General features: G+C 48.6%; 15 protein-coding genes. 9 read left to right on the forward strand and 6 right to left on the reverse strand.

What is annotated here, in order from left to right; translation table 11 throughout:
* Positions 1–286: 286 nt before the first annotated feature.
* The gene (patD, locus tag AWQ24_RS14280; RefSeq protein WP_065717200.1) at positions 287–658 is read left to right on the forward strand and encodes a heterocyst frequency control protein PatD; all 372 of its coding nucleotides are present in this window, start codon (positions 287–289) and stop codon (positions 656–658) included.
* Here the strand turns inward: patD and AWQ24_RS14285 are convergent.
* A complete protein-coding gene (locus tag AWQ24_RS14285) occupies positions 624–1,811 on the reverse strand; it encodes a histidine kinase (RefSeq protein ID WP_012308405.1) in 1,188 nt (395 codons plus the stop codon). The genes patD and AWQ24_RS14285 overlap by 35 nt on opposite strands.
* 271 nt (positions 1,812–2,082) lie before the next feature.
* Between AWQ24_RS14285 and AWQ24_RS14290 the strand changes: the two genes are divergently transcribed.
* From AWQ24_RS14290 to AWQ24_RS14310, 5 genes are all read left to right on the forward strand, one after another.
* Complete coding sequence (locus tag AWQ24_RS14290) at positions 2,083–3,672, forward strand: glycoside hydrolase family 57 protein (RefSeq protein ID WP_065717201.1); 1,590 nt, start codon at positions 2,083–2,085, stop codon at positions 3,670–3,672.
* 201 nt (positions 3,673–3,873) lie between these two features.
* Positions 3,874–4,632, forward strand: a complete 759-nt coding sequence (locus AWQ24_RS14295; RefSeq protein ID WP_030007683.1) for a hypothetical protein — start codon at positions 3,874–3,876, stop codon at positions 4,630–4,632.
* An 80-nt stretch (positions 4,633–4,712) separates the two neighbouring features.
* The gene (locus AWQ24_RS14300) at positions 4,713–5,072 is read left to right on the forward strand and encodes a phage holin family protein (protein WP_012308408.1); all 360 of its coding nucleotides are present in this window, start codon (positions 4,713–4,715) and stop codon (positions 5,070–5,072) included.
* 107 nt (positions 5,073–5,179) lie between these two features.
* Entirely contained in the window at positions 5,180–5,914 is a 735-nt protein-coding gene (locus tag AWQ24_RS14305; protein WP_062436324.1) for an ABC transporter ATP-binding protein, read from the forward strand.
* Between the two features lie 40 nt (positions 5,915–5,954).
* Positions 5,955–6,650 carry a YkvA family protein gene (locus AWQ24_RS14310; protein ID WP_232318833.1) on the forward strand — a complete coding sequence of 232 codons (696 nt, stop codon included), beginning with the start codon at positions 5,955–5,957 and terminating at the stop codon, positions 6,648–6,650.
* 10 nt (positions 6,651–6,660) lie between these two features.
* On the opposite strand, the gene AWQ24_RS14315 is transcribed toward AWQ24_RS14310, so the two are convergent.
* Both AWQ24_RS14315 and purE read right to left on the reverse strand, forming a co-directional pair.
* Entirely contained in the window at positions 6,661–6,885 is a 225-nt protein-coding gene (locus tag AWQ24_RS14315; RefSeq protein ID WP_065717202.1) for a YgiT-type zinc finger protein, read from the reverse strand.
* 41 nt (positions 6,886–6,926) lie between these two features.
* Positions 6,927–7,451 (reverse strand): 5-(carboxyamino)imidazole ribonucleotide mutase, encoded by a 525-nt coding sequence (gene purE, locus AWQ24_RS14320; protein ID WP_065717203.1) that lies wholly within the window; start codon positions 7,449–7,451, stop codon positions 6,927–6,929.
* Positions 7,452–7,473: 22 nt separating this feature from the next.
* On the opposite strand from purE, the gene nagA reads away from it, so the two are divergent.
* A complete protein-coding gene (nagA, locus tag AWQ24_RS14325) occupies positions 7,474–8,637 on the forward strand; it encodes an N-acetylglucosamine-6-phosphate deacetylase (protein WP_065717407.1) in 1,164 nt (387 codons plus the stop codon).
* On the opposite strand, the gene AWQ24_RS14330 is transcribed toward nagA, so the two are convergent.
* The 3 genes from AWQ24_RS14330 to AWQ24_RS14340 form a co-directional block, all read right to left on the reverse strand.
* A complete protein-coding gene (locus AWQ24_RS14330; RefSeq protein ID WP_065717204.1) occupies positions 8,634–9,617 on the reverse strand; it encodes a hypothetical protein in 984 nt (327 codons plus the stop codon). The genes nagA and AWQ24_RS14330 overlap by 4 nt on opposite strands.
* A 124-nt stretch (positions 9,618–9,741) precedes the next feature.
* Positions 9,742–10,452 carry a DUF1176 domain-containing protein gene (locus tag AWQ24_RS14335; RefSeq protein ID WP_065717205.1) on the reverse strand — a complete coding sequence of 237 codons (711 nt, stop codon included), beginning with the start codon at positions 10,450–10,452 and terminating at the stop codon, positions 9,742–9,744.
* 46 nt (positions 10,453–10,498) lie between these two features.
* Positions 10,499–11,578: a PIN/TRAM domain-containing protein gene (locus AWQ24_RS14340; RefSeq protein WP_065717206.1), complete on the reverse strand. Its 1,080-nt coding sequence runs from the start codon at positions 11,576–11,578 to the stop codon at positions 10,499–10,501.
* A 187-nt stretch (positions 11,579–11,765) separates the two neighbouring features.
* On the opposite strand from AWQ24_RS14340, the gene hemW reads away from it, so the two are divergent.
* Positions 11,766–12,956: a radical SAM family heme chaperone HemW gene (gene hemW / locus AWQ24_RS14345; RefSeq protein ID WP_065717207.1), complete on the forward strand. Its 1,191-nt coding sequence runs from the start codon at positions 11,766–11,768 to the stop codon at positions 12,954–12,956.
* A 30-nt stretch (positions 12,957–12,986) separates the two neighbouring features.
* Positions 12,987–13,925 carry a GDP-L-fucose synthase gene (locus AWQ24_RS14350; protein WP_065717208.1) on the forward strand — a complete coding sequence of 313 codons (939 nt, stop codon included), beginning with the start codon at positions 12,987–12,989 and terminating at the stop codon, positions 13,923–13,925.
* Positions 13,926–13,938 lie beyond the last annotated feature (13 nt).

Genomic DNA, 13,938 nt, shown 5'->3' on the forward strand with positions numbered 1-13,938 from the left:
AACAACAACGACAGCGGACGAGCTTAAAAAGGTTGTAATAGAAGGCGATATTTGGGGCAACCTTAACCCGCATTCCTCGGTCGAAGGGGAAGCGAGGGGCCGACTCCTGAAACCAAAAGGATGAAGCTGGAGACTTGAACAAAAAGCTTAAAACAGAGATTAAATTTGCTTTAAGTATCTTAATTCTTACTTAAAAGTTTAGATTTGCACAAAATATTTTTGGAAAGATTAATTTTGATACAGTTTTGATGGCTTGTTTGTTCTCTAAATTTGCACTATCTACCCGATGAATTTTTCTGCCTATCAACAATTAAAAATCGATTTGCAAACCCTGGCCACAGATTTAACGCCCCTCCAACAGGAATCGGGGGCTTTAGTCCGTCAGGGCCAAGGGTTCCTCAGCTTTTGGGAAACCCAGTTGGCCCCCCTCACCGGAGAACGGCTGCCCGAAAAAATCTATAGTGCTTGGCGATCGCTCCACACGGAATTGTATCGGGGGTTGCGGCTCCTCAATACCGATTTAATCTTTCTCCAGGGTAGTCGTAGCTCCAACACCCAAAGCCAAAAACAACAGCAGATCCAAGCCCGCCTGACCCAACTCGATCAATACTGCACAGAAATCATTAAGCTTGGCGATCGCCTGACACCGGAAGCGTAAAGTGAAACTCACTGCCCTGGCCTGGGGTACTATCGACCCAGATGCGACCTTGATGGGCTTGGATAATTTGTCGACAGACAGCTAAGCCCAGACCGTAGCCCTCTTGGGTGGCATCTCGCTTAAGACGAAAATGCCCCTCGAAAATTTTTTCCTGTTCCTCCTCTGGGATACCATGGCCCGTATCAATCACACTCACCTGTACCTGTTGGAGGGTGCGATGGAGACCCACAAGCCGCACAAGCCCCCCTTCAGGACTATATTTGATGGCGTTGTCTAGCAAATTGACAATGACCTGCCGGATCAATTCCCGGTCTCCATAAACCTCTGGCAGATCCCGGGGGATATCCAAGACCAATTGAATCGATTTACGTTGAAACCGCTCCTGAATTTGCTCTGTGATTTGTTGGCATAGGGGACTCAGGGCCATCGGCTGGGGCTTAACATCTAATTTGGTCAGCAGTTGCCGTGACTCTTGGAGCAGCTCTGTGATCATCCGGTTCATGATCTGGAGTTGGTTTTTCGCCTGCTGATAAAGCTGCCCCCGCAATCCAACTGTTTTTTCCGTTTCCGGACGTTTTGAGAGGATTTCTAAGGTTTCGATGGCGATGGACGTTCCGGTGAGAGGACTGCGCAAATCATGGGCCAGCATCGCCAAAATCTGATCTTTAAATTCTATCTGCTTGAGGAGAGCTTCTTTTTCCCGTTGCAATTGGAAGATTTCGTCGGACAGGCGCATTACTTCCTTAGAATGCTCTGTCTGAGACGCGGCCAAGCGGCGATCGCATCGTTCAACCTCAGCCAATTGGCGATCGCCAAGCTGTTTTCTGAGTGTCGCCACCGTATCCAACCACTGACCCCACCACCGTTCTAGATCCGGCAAAATATTGCTACCTGCAAAGACCTGCAACGGCTCCGGAAAAACCTTGACCAGAGAAGGCGTCGCCACCAAACGATACAATTCCACCAATTGGGGTTGATCTTTGATATTGATAATTTCCAAAGAAAAATCCGTTTCTTGCCGCAAACGCTCAAGATAATCTTGCACCCGCTTGATCTCACTCCGATGGGCCAAACGCTCATCCGTAAACAACAACAATCGCAGTTGTATATCGGCCGTAACAGGTGAAAGTTGAGATTGATCTTCAGCAGACACAGGCAGTTCAAACAAGACAAATTCGCCCCAAGAAAGTAAGTGATCCACAATCTGTCTACCATGCACAATCTAGGGGAAAAGAACAGTTTATGGTGAGCTTACTCCAAAACCCATTGTAATCCGTAGAGGACCAATTACCCCATGTTCCCAGAGCCTCAAACTTGAGTTAGATGCGGTGCATTGACCAAATCGTTTTAGAATCTAATGGAAATTGACACCGACGCCTCAAAATCGTTCAGCAAGCGACTCTTTTTAAGGAAGGAATACCACTATGGCTTTAGGCTACGTTGCCCTCGTTCTCCATGCCCACCTCCCCTTTGTCCGTCACCCCGAAAGTGATTTTGTCCTTGAAGAAGAGTGGTTATTTGAAGCAATTACCGAAACCTATATCCCTTTGCTTCATGTATTTGAAGGGCTAAAGCAAGATGGGATCGACTTTAAAATTACGATGAGCATGACCCCACCTTTGGTGGCGATGCTCCGGGATCCTCTCCTCCAAGACCGCTACGACGCCCACATGAAGCTGTTAATGGAGCTGGTCGAAAAGGAAATTGTTCATAACAAATACAACGGTCACATTAAATATTTAGCGGAGTATTACCACAAAGAATTTAGCGCCATCCTCGACACCTGGGAACGCTATGACCGGGATCTCGTGACGGCCTTTAAGCAGTTCCAGGACAGTAACAACCTCGAAATCATCACCTGTGGTGCCACCCATGGCTACCTCCCCCTGATGAAAATGTACCCCCAGGCAGTTTGGGCACAATTGCAGGTGGCCTGTGAAAGCTACGAAGAGAATTTTGGGCGTCCTCCCAAGGGCATTTGGTTGCCTGAATGTGCTTATTATGAAGGTTTGGAGCGGATGCTCGCCGATGCGGGACTGCGGTACTTTCTCACCGATGGCCACGGCATTCTCTATGCACGCCCCCGTCCCCGCTATGGTAACTATGCGCCGATTTTCACCGAAACAGGGGTGGCTGCCTTTGGCCGAGACCATGAGTCTTCCCAGCAAGTTTGGTCATCGAAAGTGGGTTATCCGGGCGATGTCTGTTACCGGGAGTTTTATAAAGATCTCGGTTGGGAAGCAGACTACGAATATATCAAGCCCTACATTATGCCCAACGGCCAGCGGAAAAATACGGGGATCAAGTACCACAAGATCACCAGTCGTGATGGTGGTTTATCCGAAAAAGGCCTTTATGATCCCTACTGGGCGAGGGAAAAAGCGGCAGAACATGCGGGCAACTTCATGTACAACCGGGAGCAACAAATTGGGCGTCTGAATAAGATGATGGGGCGTCACCCGATTGTGGTGTCTCCCTATGATGCGGAATTGTTTGGCCACTGGTGGTACGAAGGCCCCTGGTTCTTGGATTACTTTTTCCGCAAGTCTTGGTACGACCAAAATACCTACCAGATGACCCACTTGGCAGATTATCTAAAAATGGAGCCGACGCAACAGGTGGCTGTGCCGTCCCAATCGAGTTGGGGATACAAGGGATTCCATGAATATTGGCTCAACCAGACGAATGCTTGGATTTATCCCTATCTCCATAAGGCTGCGGAACGCATGATCGAGCTTTCGACGCGGGAACCAGCCGATGAACTAGAAGAACGGGCCTTGAACCAAGCTGCGAGGGAGTTGCTGTTGGCACAGTCATCGGATTGGGCGTTTATTATGCGCACAGGTACCATGGTGCCCTACGCGGAACGACGTACTAAGAGTCATGTGTTACGCCTGGAAAAAATCTATGAGGATGTAAAAGTCGGCAAGATTGATGCGGGTTGGCTCGAAAAGATTGAGAAGATGGACAACATTTTCCCGAATATTGATTATCGGGTGTATCGGCCTTTGTAGGCAGAACACCCCTCAAGAAACACCCCTCTAGCTCCCCTCAAGGGGAGAATGGCACCCTCCGGCCTATCGGCCACCTCCCTCAAGGGAGGATTTTTTTTGGACGGTTCAAAAAGTGGCACAGGGCAAGAAAATTTCTGGGATTGGGTCGCCACAATGGTGGTAATAAAGGCGATCGCCCTTGGGGCAGGAGAAAAAAATCTGATGGTTAGTTACAGTTTTGTGAGTTTTGGATTTGGGTCAGGATTTTTGGCACTGGTGGTCTTTTTCATTTTGCAGTGGCTTCAGATTCCGGCGGGGAGTTTAGTCGATTGGCTGGTGGGCATTGCCAGTTTTTGGTGGCTGTTGGCGGTGGTAACGATTCCGTGGAATATTTATTTCGAGGCGGAGGAGACAAAGGCCGAGGCGGTGATTTCTCGCCAGAAAAATATCCCCGTTGATGCTCAACAGTTAGCCTATGTGGCAAAAATTGCTCGGTTTGGTTTGCTGTTGGCGATCGCCCTCCATCTGCTTTCGGCTTTGGGATTATATGGTCTGGCGGCCTGGGGCATTAGTCCGGTGGGGTATGTCACAGGCGGGGCAATGTTATTGCTCACAGCATTGCGGCCAGCGGTGCGGGCTTACCAGTTTATTGCCCAACGTCTTATGTCGATTCGCCAACAAATTCAATATCCCCGGGAAGATATGGTGGAATTGCGTCACCGGGTTGTGACCCTAGAGGCTGGGGTTCAAAACCTACAAGAAACAACCGAAAAAAATAGCCAAACCCACCAGGAAGAATGGCATAGCCTTCGACGCGATTTAGCGAAAATGCGGGCCGCCCTCGAACAACTAGAAGCCACCAATGAAGCAGCTCACCGACAACTTGCCCGGGAAGCGACAACGGCGATCGCCCAACTCAGTGAAGATAGCCAAGTGCTGAACCATGTGCGGGAAATTATTCACTTCTGGAAACAAGCTTAGGTTTAAGGTTTGCGCCGTCACGCCCTAATGGTCAAAAAGTCCCGATAGAATGGGAGCAAAATATCATCCCCGCACTCACTATGCCTCAGTTTTTGTTGACCTGGTTAGCGACGGCTGGCTCCCTCTTTCTCACGGCCACGATTGTCCCCGGTTTAGAAATTAATGGCCTGACCACAGCCTTGATCGGGGCGATCGCCCTTGGGTTTGTGAATGCCATCGTTAAACCAATTTTGATCCTCTTTACCCTGCCCCTGACCATTTTGACCCTCGGCCTGTTTCTGCTTGTGGTCAATGCGATCGCCTTGGGGTTAGTCGGCTACCTGACACCGGGCTTAGAAGTCAATGGCTTTTTCCCGGCGGTGATTGGTTCCCTGGTGCTGACCTTTATTTCCAGCTTGATCAATCAACTCCTCGGCCAAGACGACGAACTCACCGAATAATCTTTTTTCGTCACTCACTCTATCCAAAATTTCGCCTCCCAGTAGTGAACCGGGGGGCAATTTGCTTTTATGCTAGGGAGAAAATCGGCAATCTTTACCCAAAATCTATGGCAACTGCGGAAAATCTCTTGGTCGTCAATGACGTCTATGCAGGATATATCAAAGATCTAAACATTCTCCAGGGCATTAACTTTCGGATCGCTCCCGGAGAATTAGTAGTGGTCATTGGCCCCAATGGCGCAGGAAAATCGACCCTCGCTAAAACGATTTTTGGCCTCCTGACCCCCAACCAAGGCAACATTACGTTCAAAGGAAAGCCCATTACTGGCCTGCGTCCCAACCAAATTGTGCAACGGGGTATGTGCTATGTCCCCCAGATTCAAAACGTCTTTGCCAACTTGAGTATCGAAGAAAATTTAGAAATGGGGGCCTTTGTGCGGTCTGGCTCCCTCGAAAATCTCAAGGAACAAATTTATACGATGTTCCCCGTGCTGAAACAACGGCGCAAACAACGGGCGGGTACTCTCTCTGGGGGTGAAAGGCAAATGTTAGCCATGGGTCGGGCTTTGATGTTAGACCCGGATCTTCTCGTCCTTGATGAACCGTCGGCAGCTCTTTCACCAATTCTGGTGGCTAGTGTTTTTGAACAAATCAAAGCGGTCAATCAACTGGGTAAAGCGATTATGCTCGTGGAACAAAATGCAAAAAAGGCGTTGGAATTTGCTGACCGGGGCTATGTTTTAGAAAGTGGCTGCGATCGCTTTGAGGGCACAGGGCAAGATTTGCTAACGAACCCGAAGGTCGGAGAACTCTACCTCGGTGCCGCCTACAAAGAGACCTAGATTCGCTACAGTAAAAACTAGAGCTTGGGTAATTGCGGTCGTGGTGAAGTTTCTGGACAATCTGAAAACCTCTTGGCAACAATGGTGGCGATCGCCGGAAGCAGAAACCCCAGAAATTATTGATGTGGCCGCAGAACCCATCGAGGCGCCCTCCCAGAAAACATCCCCCAAGCCTTGGCAACGGGTCATTGAGAGATTTCGCCCGGCCCAGCCAGCGGTCATAACTCTCCACGACGACCTCGAAGAACAGGTTAAAGCCAATTTACGGGAACAGGATAAAACTCGCATTGCCCAGGTATTCCAGCGGTTTGCCCAGGGGGTAACGCCAGCGGATATTGAAAAAATCAAAGCTCATTTAGGGGAGATGCGCCGGGGGCCAATCAAAGATATTTGGCAAAAGGTGCAAGGCCTCGCCCAACTGATTAAGGATCCGAATGTGGCCTGGCGGTCAAAAACCATGGCGATCGCCGCATTGTTGTATTTAGTTTCGCCCCTCGATGCGGTGCCGGATGTGATTCCCTTTGCAGGGTTAGCCGATGATGCAGCGGTGATTATTGCAGTGGGTTCGACCCTCGCCTTTGAGTTAGAAAAATACATGACCCGTCAGGCGGAAAAAAAGGCCGAAATCGAAATTAAAAAGCACACCACCAACGTCAGAATCACACTTCTCGGCAGTATTGCCGCAGCGGCGATCGCCATTCTCGTTAAAATAATCCTGAATATTTTGTCGTCCTAACCAACAAGTTTCAAGAAAAAGAATACACAGGCGTTTCGACAACTTTGAGGGGCGGTTGTTGACCCCAGATAATTTCCTGCAACCGATCCACCGTCTCCGGCGCAAATAATTTCTCGCCCGTCTCCTGGCAGACCCTAGCCGGGATATTTTCCACAACGTAAATCTTCCCGGCAATTTCCACAGAATAGGTAACCAAAGAATCAACAAACGTTTCTCGAAAAGCAGTATCGTCCATCTACTAATTTCCTGTAGCAACTTCCCCCATTTTGCAAAACACTACATTTGCTTGAGGTAATCCTCATAACCAATCGCCGTTAATTGAGTTTGTTTATCGAGTACCATCTCCTTGAGACTTTGACGATAGGCTTGCACTTGTTGTAAAAGCGCTGGATCGAACGCCCCCAACATTTGCACCGCCAACAAACCGGCATTGGTCGCATTTCCGATCGCCACTGTCGCCACCGGAATACCGCGCGGCATTTGCACAATTGAATAGAGAGAATCCACACCGCTGAGGGTACTGGTTTTGACGGGCACCCCAATCACCGGCAAAGGCGTCAGAGCAGCAACCATCCCTGGTAAATGCGCGGCCCCACCTGCCCCAGCAATAATCACCTTTAAACCCCGTTCATGGGCTGTTTGGGCATATTCCACCATGCGCTCCGGGGTACGATGGGCAGACACAATACCAACCTCGTGGGGAATATTAAATTGTCTACAGATGGCGATCGCCGCTTCCATCGTGGGAAGATCAGAATCGCTCCCCATAATGATGCCAACCAGGGGATTAATTACACTCATAGGTTTTTAGCTCATGTATGTCATGCCGACTAACCATCATAAACAAAGGGAGAACTCTGCACAAACCCTGATCAGGGCGCGTCTTGTTGGTTTAGAAGGTCAATTTTGGTTGCGATTCGATGCAAATCGTTGTTTAACGCATCTGGAGCCAATGGAAACCGAAATTCCACTAGAATTTCAGGAAAATGTCTTGGATATTGCCGGAGATTTATTGTCCCTAGGGGGAGTAGATTTACAGATTAACGGTGGTTTGGGTTTAGCGTTTCCGGAAGTGACCCAGACGGATCTGCCGAAACTTCAAGAAATTTGTGATTATCTTTGGGGCCAGGGCATTGACGCATTTTGTCCGACCATCGTCACCACTTCTCTAGAAAACATCCGGCGATCGCTGGCTGTCTTTGCTGAACTTTGGAGAAACCCGCAACCCAATACAGCAAAAATCTTGGGAATACATTTAGAAGGGCCATTTCTCAATTACGAAAAACGAGGTGCCCACCCAGCCCAACATTTACAGCCGTTGACCCTGAAGAATCTGCAACAGGTAATCGGCGAATTTGCCCCAATGATCAAAATCATCACCCTTGCCCCGGAACTCGATCCCAGCCATAAATGTGTGGAATATCTGCGCTCTTTGGGGATTGTTGTTAGTTTAGGTCACTCCCTCGCCACAGAAACAGAAGCCAATCAAGCCTTTGCCCATGGCGCAACGATGATCACCCATGCCTTTAACGCGATGCCCAGTTTGCATCACCGGGAGGCGGGTTTATTGGGAGCAGCAATGGTGAATCCTGACGTTTACTGCGGCCTGATCGCCGATGGCCAGCACGTCAATCCCACGATGTTGGAGATTTTTTTGCGGGCCGCCAAACAACCTTTTTTAGTTAGTGATGCCCTCGCCCCCATCGGTCTCCCGGATGGGGTATATCCCTGGGACGATCGCCAAATTACCGTCACCCACGGCACGGCTCGCTTGGACAATGGCACGTTATCCGGCACGACGTTACCGCTGTTTGCCGGGGTCAAAAACCTTGTCCGGTGGGGTATTTGTGATTTAGAAAAGGCGATCGCCTTAGGGACTATCGCCCCCCGAAAAGCCCTGGGGATGGCGACTTGGACGACGGGCAAACCGATCAACCTTTTGCGTTGGCAAGGAGTAGATGGCACCGTTGAATTTAGCCGACTTTAGTGAATTTTTTCCACGTGCCAACCGGTTTGGGCACCAATCTTACCCGCTTTGACAAACCGCCAATTGCCCCGCTCAAAGCTATTTTTCCCTTTTTTGGGACTGGGTTGAACGCCAATCAATTGGGCCACTTCATCCGTTGAAATCATCCAACCTGCTGTGGCGGCCTGTTCTAAAACGCTGAGATAAGCGAGGGGATTAGACGCTTGACGGGATTCCGAAAGAGCCGCTTCTACTCTGGCAAGCTTCTGGGCGATCGCCGCCATTTCCGTTCTCATGTCCCCTAGCTGATCACTTAAATTTTGCACGACCTCCTCTAGAGCAATTGTTGTCACCGTCGGTGCATCCGTTGGTAGAGGATCTGCTTTTTCTAGAACTTCTGGCCCTGCTATTGTCCCAGGCTGAGATGACGAAACAGTTGGCATAGGTTCAGGGGAAGTCGCTGATGGCGAATCATCCCAAGGATCTGGGGCTAATTGATTTGCCTTTTGTAAGTTCGGCTGAAAATCGTGGGTTTGAATCCAGGTACGATTAACCGCAGTGGCCAAATCCTGGAGGTAAGCTGCCGTTTGGGATTTACCTTGGTCTTCAAACTGCCGGGCTACCTCCTGCATAAACTTCACCAAATCCGGGGTGATCAATTTTTGATTCGCTGCTAAAATCTGCTGCTCTTCTCCCCGACGACAATTTAAAAGCGCTTCGATCAATTGGGCATAGGCTTGGGTAGTGGCATCTGGCTGGGGCGCGACCGGATTCGGTTGGGTGAGAATATGATGTAATTTGCCCGCCCAGTTGTGGAGATAGCGAGCCCCATTCAGTTCACCTTCCGCCGCAAGGTAGTTAGCCACCTGTTCCATCACTTCAATAAATTGGGCATCCACCAACTGCTCGTTTTGCCGCAGGACAATCCACTCTTCACCCCGGCGGCAGTTTAAGAGTTTTTGTACCAAATCAAGGTAAGCTTTCAGATTTTTCTGTTCCATGGGTAATGGACTCAAAAATAGAACCATATATCTACCCATTGTGTCCTATTTTGGTAATATTTTAGCCAAGTAATTAGGACTTCACAGAGCTAAACAAATCAACGCAAAACACTTCATAATTTTTCTAGGGATAAACTTGAGGATAGTTAATGGGTTCAATATAGTTACCATCACATTCATCTTTAAGGAGAAACCGATTTAAGCTGAGATCTGTACCTGTAAATTGATAAAAACCCAAGCTACCACAATCCCCTAAACCTCTGCCTTTCGTAAAAATACTAATGGTTTGGCTACTCGGATCATATTCTGAATACCCAGCTCTGGTTACTTCTGTTTCTTTAATCAATTGTTGATCCGTATCTTGGTAGAAATAAGTAATCGGTAGTGGCGTCAGATCGAATTGATCTTCGTCTCTTCGGTATAAAAAATAATTCTGGAGCAGTTGATAGGCCGTCGAGCCACAAACAAGGTGCACAAGATACTCATCTTCACCCACGCGGTAAACATTAGAGGCCGCTTCTGTGAGCTCCGATTCAAATCTAAACTCTTGGCAAAGCCCCAAATCTTCCCGGTTTTCCATAAGCTCCGGAATGATTGCTTGGCTAATATCAGGGGAGGAATAATTCTGATCTACTGCTTCTACTTCCTTCGTATCGGTCCCTTGAGAATTAACTAGGGGCAATGGTTCAGCGGGAACAGGAATTGGTTCTTCTGTCGGATCGGTAGGTGTTGTTCCGTCGGGTTCAGGGGCAGAAGGATTAGACTGATTTTGGCAACTGCCTAACCCCAAGCCAAGGCTGACCAGGGTACTAAAAGCAATGAATTTAAACCTCATATATCTGACCTCCATGCACTAAGTCATAAGAAAATTAACTAGTTAATTAAAGAGCCAGGGAAGAGCTTAATTTCGCGAAAATCATCCGTCCTGCAGAGGTTTGTAAAGATGAAGTAACGGTTACAGCAACATCGGAACCCATAAATTGTTTTCCTTCCTCGACAACAACCATAGTGCCATCTTCTAAATAACCAACCCCTTGTTTTTCTTCTTTTCCTTGTTTAAGAATTTTTACATCTAAATTATCTCCAGGAAGATAGATGGGGCGAATCGCTTGGGCAAGGTCATTGATATTTAAAATCTCGACTTTTTGGAGATTCGCAACTTTTTGGAGATTGTAATCATTGGTTAATAAAACACCATTAATCTCCTGGGCCAAGTGGACTAACTTGGCATCGACGGTACTAATATCATCGTAGTCTGCGGGGTTTACAGAAACCCGTTTGGGAAAACGATTTTGCATACTCTGGAGAATATCTAAACCGCGACGACCTTTGGCGCGTTTCTGGTCGTTGCTGGCATCGGCAAGTTGCTGTAATTCGTTGAGGACAAAAATTGGAATGAGGATTTGTCCTTCGATAAACCCTGTTTTGAGAAGTTCTTCTAGGCGACCGTCAATGATACAGCTTGTGTCGATAATCTTTGTAGGAGAAGGACGAAGGGTGCCTTCGGCAACGAGGAGGGTATCTAAACTATTGGGGTTGATCAGCCGCAGAAAAGTGCGCCCGTGAACATCGGCGAGGCTTACGCCAAGGTAGGCAAAGGTAATACTACCGAGAATGGCAAAAGTGGGCTTGAGAAAACCAAACTCCGAAGGAATCGGCAACAAAAAAATGGGGGCGAGCATCAAGTTTGCGACCAAGAGCCCAATTACCAAACCGACGGCCCGGGTGACGATAATTTCGATGGGAGTGCGCCGAAATTGTTGTTCAAAACGACGATAGGTGCTCTGGGCGAGGAGACCGATGGAAAGGCCCAGGAGTGAGGCAAAACCGGCCCCCACCCACCGGAGGGCGTCAATGTTGGAGGCTTGGTCGCGCACAGAGGCAGGAAGTAAATCAATGACATCAAATCCCACAAGGGCGATCGCCACCACAAAGATCAGAACAAGGAAAATATCGAACATAGGTCTTACCCGGCTATAAGTCCCAGTTTTAGGGGTAATTTGGGGTTTAGGATAATGGAGAATAATGCCCTCATTATATCGGTGGGCCTTCCATTCCTTCGCGCCTCTGGGAATTAACAAAATTTGTTGATTTCTGCGCCAATTTTCCAGCTAAATGCTTCCTATTCCCCATTGAGACTGTTCTACCGTGGTTACCAGTGCCTACCTCCATCTCCCCTTCTGTTTACGCCGTTGTTTCTACTGTGATTTTCCGATTACGGTGACGGGGGAAAAACAAACTGCGGGGATTCGCACCCAGATGGAGGAATACGGGGAGTGGCTCTGTCGGGAAATCCGCGCAACACCGATCCTGGGGGGCGAGTTAAAGACGGTGTTCTTTGGAGGTGGCACACCCTCTTTATTTCCAGTGGATCTCTTGGAAAAAGTTTTAAGAACCCTTGATCAGCGATTTGGCATTGCCCAGTCAGCAGAAATTTCCCTGGAGATCGACCCAGGCACTTTTTCTTTAGAACAATTGATCCGGTACAAAAATATTGGTATTTCTCGCCTAAGCCTTGGGGTACAAGCTTTTCAGGATAATTTGCTGGCAAACTGTGGGCGATCGCACAGGGTAATAAATATATTTACTGCGTGTGATCACCTGGAGCGATCGCAGATCCCCTGGAGTTTGGATCTGATCTCTGGATTGCCAGATCAAACCCGCGACGATTGGCAAGCTTCCCTTGATCAGGCGATCGCCCTTAATCCCCACCACATTTCCTGCTATGACCTAGTGATCGAACCCCAAACCCCCTTTGGCAAACAATACGAACCCGGTGAACGCCCCCTTCCTTCCGATGAAAATACCGCTGCCATGTATCGCCTCGCCAGTGAAACCCTCCGCAAAGCAGGCTATGACCACTACGAAATTTCTAACTACGCCAAACCCGGCTACCAATGTCAGCACAATCGCGTGTATTGGGAAAATCGCCTCTACTATGGTTTTGGCATGGGGGCCGCCAGTTTTACCCGAAATCAGCGCTTTTCTCGGCCCCGCACCCGCGCCGAATATTACGCCTGGGTTGAACAATATGAACAAAATCACGGCATCTTAAATGTGGAAGCTTTAACAAAAGGCGATCGCCTCCTTGAAACCTTGATGTTGGGTCTCCGTTTAACGGAAGGTTTGGATTTATCCCAACTGATCACAGAATTTGGCCAAAGTCGTGTGGATCAGATTCTAGAAATCCTAAAACCCGCTTTCCAGAAAGGCTGGGCTTTCCTTTCCCCCACAACGCCACCACGTCTTGCCCTAAGCGATCCAGAAGGATTACTGTTTTCCAACACCATTCTCGCGGAACTTTTCCACCACCTCGACCCAGAAAACCCCGTAGAATAATCACGCCTTTCCCTTTCTCTTTCCCTACCCATGATTGATCTTTCCCAGAAAAAAATTCTTGTCACTGGCGGCGCTGGCTTCCTCGGCCAACAGGTAATTCACCAATTGATCCAAGCCGGTGCTCAACCGGGAAATATTACCGTCCCCCGTTCTTCCAGTTGTGATCTGCGTCGTCTCGAAGCCTGTCAGCAAGCAGTCCAAGGTCAGGACATCGTCATTCACCTGGCGGCCCACGTGGGGGGGATTGGCCTCAACCGCGAGAAACCCGCTGAACTTTTTTATGACAATTTAATGATGGGTACCCAGCTCATTCACAGTGCCTACGAAGCGGGGGTCGAAAAATTTGTCTGTGTCGGGACGATTTGCGCTTACCCGAAATTTACCCCTGTACCTTTCAAAGAAGAAAATCTTTGGGCAGGCTATCCCGAAGAAACCAATGCCCCCTACGGCATCGCCAAAAAAGCGCTCCTTGTGCAACTAGAAGCCTACCGCCTGCAATACGGCTTTAATGGTATTTATCTACTCCCGGTAAACCTCTACGGCCCTGGGGATAACTTCAAACCGGAAAGCTCCCACGTGATCCCCGCTTTAATCCGTAAAGTCTACGAAGCGCAACGGGATGGTGTTGAACAGCTCAAGGTTTGGGGGGATGGCAGCCCAACACGGGAATTTCTCCACGCAACGGATGCGGCCCAGGGCATTGTTTTAGCAACGCAAAAATATAATGAGGCAGCCCCCATCAATCTGGGAACCAATACAGAAATTTCTATTAAGGATTTGGTCGAGCTAATTTGTGAACTAATGGCCTTTGACGGAGAGATTATCTGGAAAACGGATAAACCCAATGGACAACCCCGCCGTTGCCTAGATACCCAGAAAGCCAAAGAGAAATTTGGTTTCGAGGCAGTGATTGGTTTACGGCAGGGTTTACAGGAGACCATTGATTGGTATTGCCAGAACCCAGAATAAATATTTCCCTTTG

Origin of the sequence: Picosynechococcus sp. PCC 8807, assembly GCF_001693295.1 — a bacterium.
Classification (GTDB): Bacteria; Cyanobacteriota; Cyanobacteriia; order Cyanobacteriales; family MRBY01; genus MRBY01.